Origin of the sequence: Ensifer sp. 22460, assembly GCF_052044935.1 — a bacterium.
GTDB lineage: Bacteria > Pseudomonadota > Alphaproteobacteria > Rhizobiales > Rhizobiaceae > Ensifer.
Genome location: NZ_JBQENZ010000031.1, coordinates 52229 through 66511, shown reverse-complemented (window position 1 = coordinate 66511; position 14283 = coordinate 52229). Strand labels below are relative to the sequence as shown.

Annotated in this window: 20 protein-coding genes; 8 read left to right on the top strand and 12 right to left on the bottom strand. The window is 62.7% G+C overall.

Annotated elements, in window-relative coordinates:
- Positions 1-188, top strand: a 188-nt coding sequence (locus ACTJKM_RS30010; RefSeq protein ID WP_440661552.1) for a hypothetical protein, incomplete at its 5' end; no start/stop codon positions are given.
- Between the two features lie 284 nt (positions 189-472).
- Here the strand turns inward: ACTJKM_RS30010 and zigA are convergent.
- Both zigA and znuA read right to left on the bottom strand, forming a co-directional pair.
- Entirely contained in the window at positions 473-1675 is a 1203-nt protein-coding gene (gene zigA / locus ACTJKM_RS30005) for a zinc metallochaperone GTPase ZigA (protein WP_113736684.1), read from the bottom strand.
- A 365-nt stretch (positions 1676-2040) separates the two neighbouring features.
- Positions 2041-3063, bottom strand: coding sequence for a zinc ABC transporter substrate-binding protein ZnuA (znuA, locus tag ACTJKM_RS30000; protein ID WP_057254278.1), 1023 nt, complete (start codon positions 3061-3063; stop codon positions 2041-2043).
- A gap of 184 nt (positions 3064-3247) precedes the next feature.
- Between znuA and ACTJKM_RS29995 the strand changes: the two genes are divergently transcribed.
- Genes ACTJKM_RS29995 through ACTJKM_RS29985 form a run of 3 tightly spaced genes read left to right on the top strand, consistent with a single transcriptional unit; the run spans position 3248 to position 5371 of the window.
- The gene (locus tag ACTJKM_RS29995) at positions 3248-4153 is read left to right on the top strand and encodes an ATP-binding cassette domain-containing protein (RefSeq protein ID WP_058328726.1); all 906 of its coding nucleotides are present in this window, start codon (positions 3248-3250) and stop codon (positions 4151-4153) included.
- Positions 4146-4976, top strand: a complete 831-nt coding sequence (gene znuB, locus ACTJKM_RS29990; protein ID WP_058328725.1) for a zinc ABC transporter permease subunit ZnuB — start codon at positions 4146-4148, stop codon at positions 4974-4976. The genes ACTJKM_RS29995 and znuB overlap by 8 nt, the downstream gene beginning before the upstream one ends.
- On the top strand, positions 4976-5371 hold the full coding sequence (locus ACTJKM_RS29985) for a Fur family transcriptional regulator (protein WP_057254283.1): 396 nt from the start codon (positions 4976-4978) through the stop codon (positions 5369-5371). The genes znuB and ACTJKM_RS29985 overlap by 1 nt, the downstream gene beginning before the upstream one ends.
- Positions 5372-5422: 51 nt before the next feature.
- Here ACTJKM_RS29985 and ACTJKM_RS29980 read toward each other — a convergent pair whose 3' ends face one another.
- The 9 genes from ACTJKM_RS29980 to ACTJKM_RS29940 form a co-directional block, all read right to left on the bottom strand.
- Positions 5423-5953 carry a gamma carbonic anhydrase family protein gene (locus ACTJKM_RS29980; RefSeq protein ID WP_058324218.1) on the bottom strand — a complete coding sequence of 177 codons (531 nt, stop codon included), beginning with the start codon at positions 5951-5953 and terminating at the stop codon, positions 5423-5425.
- 77 nt (positions 5954-6030) lie between these two features.
- Positions 6031-6717, bottom strand: coding sequence for a fumarylacetoacetate hydrolase family protein (locus tag ACTJKM_RS29975; protein WP_058328739.1), 687 nt, complete (start codon positions 6715-6717; stop codon positions 6031-6033).
- Between the two features lie 252 nt (positions 6718-6969).
- Entirely contained in the window at positions 6970-7176 is a 207-nt protein-coding gene (locus ACTJKM_RS29970; protein WP_057254287.1) for a hypothetical protein, read from the bottom strand.
- Between the two features lie 344 nt (positions 7177-7520).
- Positions 7521-7757 carry a DUF982 domain-containing protein gene (locus ACTJKM_RS29965; protein ID WP_082616090.1) on the bottom strand — a complete coding sequence of 79 codons (237 nt, stop codon included), beginning with the start codon at positions 7755-7757 and terminating at the stop codon, positions 7521-7523.
- Positions 7758-7954: 197 nt separating this feature from the next.
- A complete protein-coding gene (locus ACTJKM_RS29960; RefSeq protein WP_093232960.1) occupies positions 7955-8191 on the bottom strand; it encodes a hypothetical protein in 237 nt (78 codons plus the stop codon).
- A 115-nt stretch (positions 8192-8306) separates the two neighbouring features.
- Complete coding sequence (locus ACTJKM_RS29955) at positions 8307-8699, bottom strand: hypothetical protein (RefSeq protein ID WP_057254290.1); 393 nt, start codon at positions 8697-8699, stop codon at positions 8307-8309.
- A gap of 206 nt (positions 8700-8905) precedes the next feature.
- Positions 8906-9196: a hypothetical protein gene (locus ACTJKM_RS29950; protein ID WP_156436966.1), complete on the bottom strand. Its 291-nt coding sequence runs from the start codon at positions 9194-9196 to the stop codon at positions 8906-8908.
- Between the two features lie 155 nt (positions 9197-9351).
- Positions 9352-9474 carry a hypothetical protein gene (locus tag ACTJKM_RS29945; protein WP_255570991.1) on the bottom strand — a complete coding sequence of 41 codons (123 nt, stop codon included), beginning with the start codon at positions 9472-9474 and terminating at the stop codon, positions 9352-9354.
- A 143-nt stretch (positions 9475-9617) separates the two neighbouring features.
- Positions 9618-10001: a hypothetical protein gene (locus tag ACTJKM_RS29940; RefSeq protein WP_440661550.1), complete on the bottom strand. Its 384-nt coding sequence runs from the start codon at positions 9999-10001 to the stop codon at positions 9618-9620.
- Between the two features lie 292 nt (positions 10002-10293).
- Here ACTJKM_RS29940 and dusA point away from each other — a divergent pair, with 292 nt between their 5' ends.
- Positions 10294-11391 (top strand): tRNA dihydrouridine(20/20a) synthase DusA, encoded by a 1098-nt coding sequence (gene dusA / locus ACTJKM_RS29935; protein WP_058328723.1) that lies wholly within the window; start codon positions 10294-10296, stop codon positions 11389-11391.
- A gap of 28 nt (positions 11392-11419) precedes the next feature.
- Positions 11420-11740 (top strand): hypothetical protein, encoded by a 321-nt coding sequence (locus ACTJKM_RS29930; RefSeq protein WP_058328722.1) that lies wholly within the window; start codon positions 11420-11422, stop codon positions 11738-11740.
- 117 nt (positions 11741-11857) lie between these two features.
- Here ACTJKM_RS29930 and ACTJKM_RS29925 read toward each other — a convergent pair whose 3' ends face one another.
- Positions 11858-12070 (bottom strand): cold-shock protein, encoded by a 213-nt coding sequence (locus tag ACTJKM_RS29925; protein ID WP_034788487.1) that lies wholly within the window; start codon positions 12068-12070, stop codon positions 11858-11860.
- A gap of 646 nt (positions 12071-12716) precedes the next feature.
- Between ACTJKM_RS29925 and ACTJKM_RS29920 the strand changes: the two genes are divergently transcribed.
- Together ACTJKM_RS29920 and ACTJKM_RS29915 are read left to right on the top strand one after the other, a co-directional pair.
- Positions 12717-13358: a J domain-containing protein gene (locus tag ACTJKM_RS29920; RefSeq protein WP_156436965.1), complete on the top strand. Its 642-nt coding sequence runs from the start codon at positions 12717-12719 to the stop codon at positions 13356-13358.
- Positions 13359-13504: 146 nt separating this feature from the next.
- Positions 13505-14239, top strand: a complete 735-nt coding sequence (locus tag ACTJKM_RS29915; RefSeq protein WP_058328720.1) for an LssY C-terminal domain-containing protein — start codon at positions 13505-13507, stop codon at positions 14237-14239.
- The last annotated feature ends 44 nt before the right edge of the window (positions 14240-14283 follow it).

Here is a 14283-nt window from a genome sequence, read left to right as displayed (position 1 = left end):
CGCCCCTGGCCAGCAATTGGCATTTCTATCATTCTGAGGATGCCCCCGGACGCCTGGCGCCGACCAACACCTCACTCATCTCTGTGCTTGTCACAGAGATCCAGCCGCCGTGCGTCGGCACGGCGAAAGAATGCTGGACGCCTGGAGTTTTCTCGCGCCGCCGACGCGGCGCGGCTGGATTCCTGTGACAAGCACAGGAATGAGGGAGGTTTTTGCGGCTGTTGCACTTCACAGGCGCCTCTTCGAGTCTTGTTTGCCCTTTCACTTGGCGCACACCGCTACCGTTCCGAGGGTCGGCGAGTTTCCCGCTCGCCAAACAGCAACCACTCGACCTCGCCCGGTACCTCAGGTGTCTCCTCATCCCCAGGCATCTCTCCAAGAAACGGATCGAACATCGGCACCGGCCGCCCGGCGGTGTTGAGCGCCATGCACATGAAGCGCGGCCGACGCGGAATTGGCGCGGCCTCTGCCATCAGGCGGCCCGCGGCGACCAGTTGGCGAAGGGATCGGCGAGATCGCGCCAGCGCTCCGGTTGGAAGGCTTTGTCGGCGATGAGGCAGGCGTCGAGTTCGGCGCGAAGTGCTGCCTCATCCATCGGATCGGCGCCGATGAAGACGATCTCCTGGCGTCGGTCGCCCCAGACCGGATCGATATAGGGACCGACAGCCTTCAGGAAGCCAGGGTCGCGCGGCCATTGCTCCTTCGGCACCGCGGACCACCAGAGGCCCATCTTGCCGGTTCTGACGAGCGGACCCGCCTGGCTGATCTCGCCGACATAGTGCGGCCGGGTCGCGAGCCAGAAGAAACCCTTGGCCCTGAGCACGCCCGGCCAGGAGCGATTGAGAAAAGCCTGGAAGCGCATGGGATCGAGAGGCCGGCGGGCGCGATAGACGAAGGAGTGGATGCCGTATTCTTCGGTCTCGGGAACATGATCCTTGAAACCGTTGAGCTCCTTGTACCAGAGCGGGTGCTGCTCAGCCTTGATGATGTCAAAGCGGCCGGTTCCGAGCACGTCGCGAAGCGCCACCTTGCCGAAGTCGGTTTGGATCAGCTGAGCATCCGGATTAAGGCCGACGATGATCTTGCGGGCGGCGTCCAGCTGCTCGGGCGTGGCGGTGCCGATCTTGTTCAAAACGACGACATCGGCGAATTCGATCTGCTCGACAAGCAAGTCGACGAGCGTGCGTGTATCGCCTTCACCCGCCGTCTCACCGCGATCGGCAAGGAAATCGAGCGAGGAATAGTCCGCGATCAGGTTCACGGCATCGACGACGGTGACCATCGTGTCGAGGCGCGCGACATCGGCCAGGCTCTCGCCGTCCTCGTCGCGAAAGTCGAAGGTGGTGGCGACGGGCAGGGGCTCGGAAATGCCGCTCGATTCGATCAGCAGATAGTCGAAGCGGTTCTGTTCGGCGAGGTTGCGGACCTCCTTCAGCAGATCCTCGCGCAGCGTGCAACAGATGCAGCCATTGGTCATTTCCACCAGCTGCTCTTCCGTGCGCGAGAGGCCGGCGCCGCCGTCGCGCACCAGCGCCGCGTCGATGTTGACTTCGCTCATGTCGTTGACGATGACGGCGACGCGCAGGCCGTCGCGGTTGGAAAGCACGTGGTTGAGCAGCGTCGTCTTGCCGGCGCCGAGGAAGCCGGAGAGAACGGTAACGGGAAGCTTTTCCATCGATTGTTTCCTGTATGTTATGTCGTTACGATTGTTGCGGGTAAAAAAGGCGAGCACGATCGCCCGCTTCAGCCTGCTGACAAAGCCGCCTCCGATCGGGAGGGCCCGCCGATGAAGGCAGGGTCAACACCTCCGTCATTCCTGTGCCTGTCACAGGAATCCAGCTGGCCCAAGTCCTTGGGTCGAAAGAGTTTTTTTACCCGACGGACGTCGGGTCACTGCATCCCGCCACAAGGGCGAGGATGACGGAGTGTGGGATAACCGCGCGCAAGCATGCCATCTCACGCTTTGCCAGCGGAGCGAGGCGGGCGCTCCCCACATTCGCGAGAAGCGAACGCCCGCCTTTGCCGTCTTGGGAGGACGGATCAGCTTGCCGAGGCGAGGCAGGTTTTCAGCGATGTGCCGATGTTTTCCATCAGCTGGAAGTAGAGATCCGGGCCGGCGTCGAGCGTGCCGGCTTCCGGGTCGAGCGTGCCGGATTTCGCCGGCGTTCCTTCGATCACCACATTGATCAGCTTCGGCTCGAACTGCGGCTCGGCAAAAACACAGGTCGCACCTAGCTCCTTGATCTTGGCATGGATCTGGGAAAGTCGCTCGGCGCCCGGCAGCACTTCCGGGCTGACCGTGATCGAGCCGGCGACGCGGACCTTGTAGCGGTGCTCGAAATACTGATAGGCATCGTGGAAGACGACGAAGGGCTTGTCTTTCACCGGCGCGACCGTTTCGGCAAGCTTTGCATCAAGGTCGTCCAGCCGCTTGTTCAACGCCTCAAGATTGGCCTTGTAGGCGCCGGCATTGTCCGGATCGGCTTCGGCGAGCGTCTTCTCGATCTCGGCAGCCATCGCCTTGGCATTCACAGGGTCGAGCCACATGTGCATGTCGGTATCGCCGTGGCCGTGCTCATGATCATGGCCGTGATCGTGCCCGGCGGCCGCTTCCGGCGCTGCGGCGTCATCATGCTCCGTTTCGCCTTCCGCATGCTTGTGGCCTTCGTCGCCGTGTCCTTCATCGCCATGGTCATGCGCCTCAAACGCGCCACCCTCGCGGAATTTCAGCTTCTCGAGGCCTGGCGCTTCGCTGAGTTCCACCACCTTGGCGCTGCCACTCAGCGCGTCGAGCGGCTTGTCGAGGAAGGCTTCAAGGCCGGGGCCGACCCAGAAGACCACCTTTGCCGCCTGCAGGGCAGAGGCGTTGGAAGGTTTCATGTTGTAGGTGTGCGGCGAAGCGGCGCCCTCGACAATCAGCGACGGTTCGCCGACGCCCTGCATGATCGAGGCGACGAGGGAGTGGATCGGCTTGATCGAAACCACCACATTGGGACCGGCCGCGATGGCCGGTGCGGCGAGAAGCATGGTGGAGGCAAAAAGCAGGGCGGAAGTCGATTTCATCGGGTTCTCCGGGCTTGAATGGCGCGCCTGGCCCTATCGACCGGGCACGCTGTCGGGCATGCAAAGCATCGATGCAACAGGCCATTGAAGGGCTTGAAGCAATCATGTAATGTTATTACATCAATTGCGTTATGCTATAACGTGTGCGATAGCCAGTGGCAACCATCCAATCCGGAATTTTTTCATGCTGAATTTCCGCTCCCCAGACACGCTGCCGTTGGTCAATATCAGCAATGCCGGTGTGCGCCGCAACGGCCGCTGGCTGGTGCGCGGCGTCGAGTTCTCGATCAGCCCGGGCGAGATCGTCACGCTGATCGGGCCGAACGGCTCGGGCAAATCGACGACGGCAAAGGCGGCGATCGGCGTGTTGAAGCCGGATGAGGGCTATGTCGAGCGCAAGCCGGGCCTGAAAGTCGGCTACGTGCCGCAGAAGCTCGCCGTCGACTGGACACTGCCCTTGACGGTCGAGCGGCTGATGACGCTGACCGGCCCCTTGAAGGGCAGGGAGATCGAGGAAGCGCTTTCGGCGACCGGCGTGCTGCATCTGGCGAAAGCTGAAGTCCAGCATCTGTCGGGCGGCGAGTTCCAGCGGGCGCTGCTTGCCCGTGCCATCGCCCGCAAGCCCGACCTGCTCGTGCTGGACGAGCCGGTGCAGGGCGTCGATTTCAGCGGCGAGATTGCGCTTTACGAACTGATCAAACAGATCCGCAACCGCACAGGCTGCGGCATCCTTCTGATTTCGCACGACCTGCACATCGTCATGGCCGAGACCGACACGGTCGTCTGCCTGAACGGTCACGTCTGCTGCCGCGGTACGCCGCAGGCCGTCAGCCAGAGCCCGGAATACCAGAAGCTCTTCGGTAGGCGGGCGGCCAATACGCTTGCGGTCTACAGCCACCACCATGACCATACCCATCTGCCCGATGGCCGGGTGCTCCATGCCGACGGCTCGATTACGGAACATTGCTTCCCCGGCGACGGCCACCACCATGACGACGAGGAAAACGTGCACGACCACGGCGAGGATTGCGGCTGCGGCCACCACACGCGGCTGCATGGCTATGACGCGAAGGAGAAGCGCGATGCTTGACGATTTCTTCGTGCGCGCGCTGATCGCCGGCATCGGCATCGCCGTCATGGCGGGGCCGCTCGGCTGCTTCGTCATCTGGCGACGCATGGCCTATTTCGGTGACACCATGGCGCATTCGGCGCTGCTCGGCGTGGCGCTATCGCTGCTTCTCGAGCTCAACCTGATGCTCAGCGTCTTCATCGTTGCCGCCGTCGTCTCGGTGCTGCTCCTCTTCCTGCAGCGGCGAGGGGCGCTTTCGACCGATGCACTGCTCGGCATCCTTTCGCATTCGGCGCTCTCCTTCGGCCTCGTCATCGTCGCCTTCATGACCTGGGTGCGCATCGATCTCGTCGGCTTCCTCTTCGGCGACATTCTCGCCGTCTCGGAATCCGACATCGACATCATCTGGGGCGGCGGCATCCTCGTCATCTTCGCCATCGTCTATCTCTGGCGGCCGCTCTTGGCCTCCACCGTCAATCCGGAACTGGCAGAGGCGGAGGGGTTGCAGCCCGAGCGCACGCGGCTCTTCTTCATGCTTTTGATGGCGCTTGTCATCGCGATCGCCATGAAGATCGTCGGCATCCTGCTCATCACCTCGCTGCTCATCATCCCGGCGGCGACTGCACGGCGCTTTTCGACCTCGCCGGAAGTGATGGCGGTTCTTGCCTCGGTCATTGGTGCGCTTGCGGTTACCGGCGGACTTTTCGGCTCGCTGCACTGGGATACGCCATCGGGACCGTCTATCGTCGTTGCTGCGGTTGGGCTTTTCGTTCTGAGTCTGCTACCGATCGGCCGCCGCCCGGTTGAGGCAGCGCACCATTCCACGCCCGGAGGACACCACTGATGGCGACGCCGCAACTGACCAAGAACCAGACGCTGGTGATGGATGCGCTCAGCCATTCCGAAGGGCCGATGAGCGCCTACACCATTCTCGACAAGCTGCGCGATCATGGTTTTCGTGCGCCGCTGCAGGTTTATCGGGCACTCGACAAGCTGCTCGAATACGGCCTCGTGCACCGGCTGGAGAGCCTGAACGCCTTCGTCGCCTGTAGCTGCCCGCATGATCACGAGCACGACCACGGCGTCACCGCCTTCACCATCTGCGAAGGCTGCGGCCAGGTGACGGAGTTTCATGACGAGGCGATCGAGCAGCGGCTTTCGACGCTGACGCGGGCGCAGAACTTCAAGACCGAGAAGACCACGATCGAGATCCGCGGCCATTGCCAGAGCTGCGTCTGAGTCCGATTCCGCCGATCAGGGCGGAACCGCTTTTTCGGACAAGCCTGGAGTTCAATCCAGCCGGGTGAGATCGGAGGCGTAGCGCCGCCAGTTCTTGACGTAGTGCGCTGCCGAGCGCTTCAGCCCTTCAACAGCAGCGTCGTCCAGCGTACGGATCGCCTTGGCCGGCGCGCCGACGATCAGCGAATTGTCCGGAAACTCCTTGCCCTCGGTCACTAGCGCATTGGCACCGACCAGGCAGTTGCGGCCGATCTTGGCGCCGTTGAGCACCGTCGCACCCATGCCGATCAGCGAGTTCTCGCCGATGGTGCAGCCGTGGATGATGGCACCATGGCCGATGGTGCAGCCTTCGCCGATCGTGACCGGGAAGCCCGGGTCGACATGGATGACGACGTTTTCCTGGATATTGGTGCGGGCACCGAGCCGGATCGGCTCATTGTCGCCGCGCAGCGTCACGCCGAACCAGATGCCAACCTCGTCGCCGATCTCGACCTGTCCGATGACGTTTGCGTCCGGGGCCACCCAGTAGCCGCCGTTCGGCGGGGTCTGCGGGCGAAGCGATCCAAGGGCATAAAGCGGCATCGGCAGATATCCTTCGTGTCGTCTGAAATGATGGGGTGCCAGGAAGTGCGCGTCACGCCGTTCCTGGCACAATTTTTCTAAAGGACGCTAACCGCAAGCGCCGCGACGCCGTCGACGCCGCAGGTGACCTCGTCGCCGCGCACGACGGCACCAACGCCCGACGGCGTGCCGGTCATGATGACGTCGCCGGGAGCCAGCGTGAAGAGCTTGGAGAGCTCGGCGATGATCTCCGGTACCTTCCAGATCATCTGATCGAGATCGCCCTGCTGGCGCATTTCGCCATTCACCTTCAACCAGATATTGCCGTTGACCGGGTGGCCGATCGCTTCGGCCGGCACGATCACCGAGACCGGGGCGGAATGTTCGAAGGCCTTGGCGGCGGCCCAGGGCTTGCCTGCCTTCTTGGCCTCGGCCTGCAGATCGCGGCGGGTGAAGTCGATGCCGACGGCATAGCCGTAGACGCAATCCAGCGCATCCTCGACGGCGATGTCGCTGCCGCCGCGCTTCAGCGCCACGACGAGTTCGACCTCGTGATGGACGTCGGCGGTCAGCGGCGGATAGGGGAAGGCGCTACCGGCGGCAAGCAGGTTGTCCGGATTCTTCTGGAAGAAGAACGGCGGTTCGCGGTCCGGATCGTGACCCATCTCGATGGCGTGGGCAGCATAGTTGCGACCGACGCAATAGACCCGGCGAACCGGAAAGCCGACCAGACTGCCTGAGATCGGCAGCAGCACGGGAAGCGGAGGAGGGATGATAGTTTCCATGATCGTCCGGTCTTGGGCGTCCATCGGTCTCAACGGACAGAAAGATCGCTGCGCGTTTGATAGGCGCTCGCCGTCGACCGAGTGCGGTTTCGAGCGAGGCAGGGAAGAATCCGGACGTTACTGCATAAATCCGCGAATCGGAATCGATGCGATGAAAAATAAGACGAAGGTTTGAGAAGGATTTTGGACTAAAACGCGCCCGGACGGGCGCGCGAGATCACAGCAGCCGAGAGGATGCCGTGAGCGGCAAACTCAGGCGCAGTGTGCGTAGGCCTGAAGCTGATCGCGGGTCAGGAACCTGCCGTCGGAACGCGAATTGAGCTCCGGATGGCTGTATTCGAGACTGGGAACTTGGGGAAGCTCAAGGGCCTGGCGCACCGTCATGATACCGACGTCACGGCGGCCACCTTCACGCTTCACGCTGACTTCAACGATGCGATAGAGATTGCTCTCGCTCATATGTTCTCTCCCGTATATCGTTTTCTATCGTTTTTTTTAATTCCCTTGCGGGGAATAAAGCGCTCCGAAATTGGTTTTTGTGAGGCACCTCAGAATATAGCCGGAAGAAGTGAAGGCTTCACGACAGAAATCGGGCCGTTTCTGGAAAAATCATGCATGATTGGGCGATAATGCGCCGAAATGATGCGGTTTTTGGGCAAATGCCCGGTATCTGAGCCGTTCGTCGACGGGTATTGGGTCTGCGGCTTCAACTAAGCGGCTTCAACTAAAAGGTCATCTTGCGCCCGCCGCTGGCGAGCGTGCGCCGCTTCGTGCGGCGGGATACGGTCCGGCGCGGTTGCGCCTCAGTGAGCGTCCAGTTCGGCCTCTTCGGCAGCCGATATGAACAGCGTTCGCGCCTCCTCGGCCGTGCGGCGACCATCGATTGCGGCGCGGCAGGCACTGCGGGCGGCAACATAGAACGGCCCGCGGCGGGGCCAATGGTCGGCAAGGCAGGCGAGCGCGTCTGAGGGGCCTTTCACGGTGCGGCACATGCCGCCAACAAAGTCGAGCTCGATCGGCTGTTTCCAGACTACTTGCATGCGTCTCCTCCTCGAGATCATCTCAATGAATGTCGGCACTGCGGCTGTCGGCCCCCTGGCTCCTCTCAAGCGGCATCGACAGTCGATCTTGCTAATGTAGCGCAGGAGGAGGGATTTGTAAGCAGCTTTTCCGTGTTTGATCAGCGCGCTGCACGCGCTGGCGGCGTGCGGCGATGGCCGAAAAGGACGCCACGACCCTAAAGGGAGACGTCGTGCCGCAGGCGCTCGGCAAAGGCGCGTCCTGCAAGAAGCAGGTGCATCTCGTTGGTATTGCCGGCAAGGTAGTCGTCGATCAGCATGCGGGCATGGCGCCGCGCCCGTTCGCCGTCGCGTGCCCAGCCCTGTTCCCGGCAAAGCTCGTCGAAGACACGTTGCAGCCTCTCCATGTCACCCTTCGACAGGGCAAGGCATTGTGTCGCTCGCAAAGGGGCCACCTGTTCCTCCCGCAGCACCCATTTCCCCGCCCGGCACTATGGCAGAACGCAAGCGAATTTGACCCCTTGGGAATGAGGGGTTCCAGTGGTCTAGCGATTAATCGGAGATCGGCTATCAGGCCGCGGGCACGACGCGGTCGACCTTGGTGCGGCGACCGCCTTCCTCGATGCGATAATAGTCGGGGCCGATCTGCGCATACTGGTCGCAGCGCCGCCCGCCGTCCTCGAAGGTGATGCAAACCTCGTCGCCAGTGATCGTGTAGCTGCCGCCGTCGCGCACCTCGTAGTCGCGATAGCCGTAGCGGCCGTCGGCGTAGAAAGTGGAATTGACGCCGTTGAGGTTGTAGCGCAGCGTCTTTCCGACGAGGAAGGCCTGGAGCGCGTCGCCGGAAAGCGTCGGCACGGAGGGGGCAGCCGGTCTCGGCCTTGCGACTTCAGGCGCCTCCAACTCCATCGACTGGCATCCGGCCAAGAGAAGCGTGAGCAGTGCCGCGATCGCGCGTTTCATGCCGTCCGTCCTTTTTCCTGTCAACTGTATCGATACAGGGGGCACTGCCTTACCGTGCAAATCCTTAGTTCGGAATCGATTGATGGGCGAAACTAGGGAGCAGGTTCCTGGACAGCGACCGCTGGCATCTCGATAGACGCGCGGCGCTGTAATCGCCTTCGGTCGCTTCTGTCAAGTCCGGGAAGCGGTCGTGACGGCGGATCGCGTCACGCGTCGTGCCGCGCGGGCGGGCCTGCGAAGTAGAGAAAGAGATTGGCGGACGCCTGCGCGCCGGCCATCGCCGCTTCGCCAAAAGAGCTCGCATCCGTTTCGTTCTGCCAGGCGGCCTTGAGATCGGCGAGGCAATTGGCGATGGAATCGACGATCGCCTGTTTGTCTCCGGCCTGCATGACGAGAGCCGCGACCGTCGCACTCAAGATCGACAATTGCCCAAGCTCGGCCGCGTCGCCATGGAGGCGCAGCTCTTCATTGCTCATTTCGTCGGGGGATTTCGACATCGTATGATTCCTTCGCTTGCTGGTTGCAGCGAAAGGCGATCATTTCCCGACGAAGAAGGCAAATTGGCCCGAGTTCGGCAAGCGGTTCGGTCCGGCGTTGGTTCTTCAAATACAGGCAGGCGGCCTTGGCCGCCTGCCTCACCAAAAGGGGTATCTCAGAAGATACTGCCGGCCACCGCCGCGGCAACCGTGGCGGCCAGCGCCGCCAGAAGGAACGCTGCCCCTATGACGGTCGCTATTGTCCGCCGGCGCCGTGCGCCGCTCCAATCGTAGCTCATGTCTTCGCTCCGACGACGATCATGTCAAAGCGGAACAATCGGAGATTCTGCTTAACAAAATGGAAACCAGGTTGCCGGCTGGGGGGGCGGAGGGCGAGCGCTCCTCGCTGAGGCGCTCTGCCGCGGCTCGAGTGGTGATCCCATCAGCTCCGCATCGAGCGAAGCTCCGGGAAGTCGTACCAGCGCAGTCGCTTGTCGCCGCAACGGGAATCGTACGAGCTCGAGTCGACGATCTGCCCATCGCGCAAGGCATAACCGCCGACCTGCAATACCTCCTGGATACGGGTTTCCCTGAAGCGGACACAAAAGGCATAGATCTTGGCTTCCGGATTGAGCAAGACCACACTCGATATCTCAGCCATCTTGAACTGGGCGCCCTTGGCGTCGATGGCCCGCATCACTGCAACATACTCCTTGCGCACCGCTGCCGACGGCGGTTTTTGCGTCGCCAGAACGGATTCCGGCGCCGGCGGCTGGCAGCCGGAGAGCGCAAGAGCGGCCAGTGCGAGAGAGAGGTATTTCAGCATTCGTTGTTCCCCATGTGTCGTTGCCGCGCAGGTTGTATCCGGCGTGTCGCGCGGCTGCAATATCAATCGGATAGGGGGCCGTCATGCGGTCATCACCGCATTGCAGGGGGCGAGAATCGGGGGCTGGGCCGTGTCGTTCGAGACGGTCTCGCATTCTTCGGCGTTGCACTGTATAAGGCGCCGTCCCATCTGGGGGCTTTGGCGCCAAGCGGGCGCCAGTGCTGCAAATCTGCCGTGAGTGCTACAGTGTAGCGCCGGCGCGCAAAACCAGAATAACGAGAGCTGATCGAGCATGGCAGAAGGCCGCGCACAGCCCGGAAATCCGGGCAACCGTCACTATTTCAACGCACCGGTTTTCGCCGTGGCGCCTATGATCGACTGGACGGACAGGCACTACCGGTTCTTTGCGCGGCAACTGTCGCGGCATGCGCTGCTCTATACGGAGATGATCGTCGCCGATGCGATCCTGCGCGGCGACAAGCAGAAGCTGCTTGGCTTTGATGCTTCCGAGCATCCGGTCGCGCTTCAGCTTGGCGGCAGCGATCCCCGGAAGATGGCGGAGGCGGCTGTTATCGCCGAAGACTTCGGCTATGACGAGATCAACATGAATGTCGGCTGCCCGTCGGACCGGGTGCAATCCGGCACCTTCGGTGCCTGCCTGATGCAGGAGCCGGAGACGGTCGCTGCCTGCGTTGCGGCGATGAAGGCGGCAGTGAAGATCCCGGTCACGGTCAAATGCCGCATCGGCGTCGACGATCAGGACCCGGAAGTGGCGCTGCGGACCCTCGTTGCGCAGGTGGTCGACGCCGGCACGGATGCCGTCTGGGTGCATGCGCGCAAGGCCTGGCTGCAGGGCCTGAGCCCGAGGGAGAACCGCGAGATCCCGCCGCTCGACTATGGTCTCGTGCATCGGCTGAAGCAGGAAAATCCCAATCTTTTCATCGGTATCAATGGCGGCCTTCAGACATTGAGTCAGGCGCTTGAGCAGTTGCAGCATCTGGACGGCGTCATGCTCGGCCGTGCGGCCTATCACGACAGCGCCATGCTGACGGCGGCGGATGGGCATTTCCCGCATCCGCTGACCGGGGCAGCGCCGGCGGCACAGGAGGTCGGTGCGTTCTCCGAGCGCGGCCATCGCCTCGATCTCGATTTCTGGGCGGATGTTCGTGACGTGATGGCGGACTACGCCGCCGCGCATATCGCCAATGGCGGCCGCCTGATCCACGTGACGCGCCATATGGTCGGCCTGTTCCAGGGCTGGCCGGGCGCGCGGCGCTATCGGCAGTTGCTTTCCGCCGATGCGACGCGCAAGGGGGCGGGGCCTGAGGTAATCCACGCCGCCTTCGGCGCGGTCTTCGAGGCCACAGCGGCGAAGCAGGCGGCTGAGTAGAGGGCCGTTGCGCGAGCGAGAAAATCGAATGAGGCGGTTTGCGATCTGCGTCGACGGTCAGCTCATTGGGCACACGGCATTCGAGAATGGCGATGCCCCAATGGGCGTTGCGTTTGGGCAGCTTTTGCCGACAAGTGCATATCACCGCGATATGATCACCGAAGACAGCGTTATCATCGTAAAGCTTGGCGAAACGACTATCCCGTCAGTTGGCGGCGCCTACATTGAGGACTACTTCGAAGAGATGGGCGAAATCGAAGTAACGATCCTCGGTATCGGTTCCCCATTGTACGAGGAACTCTTTCCGGATCATGTGGCCGCCTATAAGGCGCAATGGCAGAGCTCATAGCTCCGGCACCTATCGGGACACCCGGGCCTTCGCCTCTGCCGCCGACATCCCCCAAACGAAAACGGCGCCCCTTGCGGAGCGCCGTTTCCAAATGAATGCCCGACTGGACGATCCGGCTTAGGCAGCCTGGATGTTGACGGCCTTCGGGCCCTTGCCCATGCGATCCGGCTCGGTGTCGAAGGTGACCTGCTGGCCATCCTTGAGCGTTGCGAGGCCAGCGGCCTGAACGGCGGAGATGTGTACGAACACGTCCTTCGCGCCGCCATCCGGCGTGATGAAGCCGAAGCCCTTGTCCTGGTTGAAGAATTTTACGATGCCCTTGGTGGCCATGGAAGAAGTCCTTTTCCTTCAGTCAATTTGCGTTGCCCGCGCCCCCGAGGGGATGTGGGCATCTCGTCTTCCGCTTGCAAGCGGAAAGGCGTCGAGTGGTCACGATTCGGGGAAAAGACGTCTACGGTGCCGATGCCGGCGGTCCCGGCACGAGGCCGGGCGCAGTGGAAAGTCCAGTCTCCGGGATAGAAATCGCCCGAACGGCGCAAGAAGTGACAGGATTTGCAGAAAAAGGCAAGCGCCTTGTGCGACGCATCAAGGCACGGAGTGTCAGGCTTTGCAAGGCTTTGGCCGGTTCTCGCCACTCCATTCACGCCTCCGGCAGAAAAATCGGGGACGGTCCGTTTCTCGACACAATTTCGTCCCGACCGCGACCGAACGTGCGCGCCGCCGACGAGGCCGGTCGCGGATCTCAGTGGATGACTGTCTCAACGGGGCACCGCGTGCCCGAGGCTTGCACATCTTCGGGATAACGCGCAGGCTTTACCGAAGGTTGGTTCCGTCTTCGCTGGCGATGGCGTAGCCACTGGCAAAGGCGACGGGCCGACATTCCGCATGGAGCGGACGAAGGTCGCCTAGCCTGGACGACTAAGTCGCCTTGGCCGGGCGAATAACCGGGAAGACTGGGCGAAGTGTCGCCCAGAGAATGCGCCGGCTGGCTCGACCGGGTGGCGGAAATGACAGACGAAGTGGGGACAGCGTGATCGACCCTTACGAATTGCTTGGACTGGAACGCGACGCCGACAATCAGGCGATCCGCAGCGCCTATCGCAAGGCGGCGAAATCGGCGCATCCGGATTCCGGCGGCGATCCCGAACAGTTTGCGCGGCTGCAGGTGGCCTATGAGCTGCTCAAGGATCCGGTGCGCCGCAAGGTCTATGACGACACCGGCTACGATCCGCAGCTTGCCGATCCGCGCGACCTCAAGGGGCTGATGATGCTGGAAACGCTGGTCAACGAGTTCATTCTCGACGAGCGCGAGCCGGGTACTTTCGATCCTGTCGCCGCCATGCGGCGCAAGCTCTCCGACGATATCGTCAAGAGCCGCTTCCATATTCTCGAGCTCGAGCGCCACCGCGCCCGCGTGCGCAAGCACCTGGACCGTCTCGGCCGCCGGCCGGAGACCGACGTGCTCGGCTCGATGCTGCGCGCCCGCTCGCGGTCGATCGCCGAGGCAATCAAGAATGCCGACGAGCAGATCAAGACGATCGAGCAGGCCTATGAGATGCTGGAAGGCTACAGCTACGAGCTGGAGGCGCTGGAGATTAAGGCGCACGCGGCCGAATAGCGCCCTCCCGCCTCGCGTGATCGCCGTCCCCGCTGACGGCATTCGCCTTCGCGGCGCCGCTGTGCAGCGGCCCCAGTCGGTGTCATAGTCTCCGTCTGTCCCGGCGGGCGCGGGACCTCCGTTGAGCCTGAGCGAAGGAGAGTGGCATGAGCCGTCGCTTGAACATGCGCGTTGCCTTTCTTCTTCTGGGGATCGTGCTCGCCGCCTACCTCGCGGTCAGCTATTTCCTGGTCCCGGAGCTATGGCTCTTCCACGATGACCGCCGGAAGGTTCCGCTCAATCCCATGGTGACATCCACGGAGCAGGGCATTCCCGGTGATCCGATCAATGTCGGGCTGGTCGGCTCCAAGGAGCAGATCATCCGCGCCTTTAACGCCGCAGGCTGGGATGCCGCCGACAAGGTCACGCTGCGATCGTCCGTCGACATCGGCCTCAGCGTCGTGCTCGACCGCCCGGATCTCGATGCGCCTGTCAGTCCGCTGTTCTACGAGGGGCGCAAGCAGGATCTGGCCTTCGAGAAGCCGGTCGGCCGCAGCGCCGACCAGCGCAACCATGTGCGCTTCTGGCAGACCCCGACGCCTGCCGAGGGCGATGGCCCGCTCTGGCTCGGTTCGGCGAGCTTCGACCGCGGCGTGGGATTGAGCCACGACACCGGCCAGATCACCCACCACATCGGTCCCGATCTCGATGCCGAACGCGATCTGGTGATCGGCGACCTCAAGAAGGCGGGGCAGGTTTCGTCGACCTACGAAGTCCCCGGCGTCGGTGCCACCAAGACCGGCCGCAACGGCGGCGGCGATCCCTATTTCACCGACGGCAAGGCTTTGGTTGGGGTGCTCAGACCGGCAGCAGTGGGCAGCGGCGCGGGGATTGCCAAGTGAGGCTCGGCGGCTCGTGCTGCCTCGCCTTGGGGAGCCAAGCCCCC

Bases quoted from the DNA above. Each gene is read 5' to 3' on its own strand.
- ACTJKM_RS29985 (WP_057254283.1), top strand. From the start codon at position 4,976: ATGGCGACGCCGCAACTGACCAAGAACCAGACGCTGGTGATGGATGCG.
- ACTJKM_RS29915 (WP_058328720.1), top strand. From the start codon at position 13,505: ATGAGCCGTCGCTTGAACATGCGCGTTGCCTTTCTTCTTCTGGGGATC.
- ACTJKM_RS29975 (WP_058328739.1), bottom strand. From the start codon at position 6,717: ATGGAAACTATCATCCCTCCTCCGCTTCCCGTGCTGCTGCCGATCTCA.
- ACTJKM_RS29995 (WP_058328726.1), top strand. From the start codon at position 3,248: ATGCTGAATTTCCGCTCCCCAGACACGCTGCCGTTGGTCAATATCAGC.
- ACTJKM_RS29965 (WP_082616090.1), bottom strand. From the start codon at position 7,757: ATGCAAGTAGTCTGGAAACAGCCGATCGAGCTCGACTTTGTTGGCGGC.
- ACTJKM_RS29930 (WP_058328722.1), top strand. From the start codon at position 11,420: ATGAGGCGGTTTGCGATCTGCGTCGACGGTCAGCTCATTGGGCACACG.
- ACTJKM_RS29950 (WP_156436966.1), bottom strand. From the start codon at position 9,196: ATGTCGAAATCCCCCGACGAAATGAGCAATGAAGAGCTGCGCCTCCAT.
- ACTJKM_RS29955 (WP_057254290.1), bottom strand. From the start codon at position 8,699: ATGAAACGCGCGATCGCGGCACTGCTCACGCTTCTCTTGGCCGGATGC.
- ACTJKM_RS29920 (WP_156436965.1), top strand. From the start codon at position 12,717: ATGCGCCGGCTGGCTCGACCGGGTGGCGGAAATGACAGACGAAGTGGG.
- zigA (WP_113736684.1), bottom strand. From the start codon at position 1,675: ATGGAAAAGCTTCCCGTTACCGTTCTCTCCGGCTTCCTCGGCGCCGGC.
- ACTJKM_RS29940 (WP_440661550.1), bottom strand. From the start codon at position 10,001: ATGCTGAAATACCTCTCTCTCGCACTGGCCGCTCTTGCGCTCTCCGGC.
- znuB (WP_058328725.1), top strand. From the start codon at position 4,146: ATGCTTGACGATTTCTTCGTGCGCGCGCTGATCGCCGGCATCGGCATC.
- dusA (WP_058328723.1), top strand. From the start codon at position 10,294: ATGGCAGAAGGCCGCGCACAGCCCGGAAATCCGGGCAACCGTCACTAT.
- znuA (WP_057254278.1), bottom strand. From the start codon at position 3,063: ATGAAATCGACTTCCGCCCTGCTTTTTGCCTCCACCATGCTTCTCGCC.
- ACTJKM_RS29970 (WP_057254287.1), bottom strand. From the start codon at position 7,176: ATGAGCGAGAGCAATCTCTATCGCATCGTTGAAGTCAGCGTGAAGCGT.
- ACTJKM_RS29945 (WP_255570991.1), bottom strand. From the start codon at position 9,474: ATGAGCTACGATTGGAGCGGCGCACGGCGCCGGCGGACAATAGCGACC.
- ACTJKM_RS29980 (WP_058324218.1), bottom strand. From the start codon at position 5,953: ATGCCGCTTTATGCCCTTGGATCGCTTCGCCCGCAGACCCCGCCGAAC.
- ACTJKM_RS29925 (WP_034788487.1), bottom strand. From the start codon at position 12,070: ATGGCCACCAAGGGCATCGTAAAATTCTTCAACCAGGACAAGGGCTTC.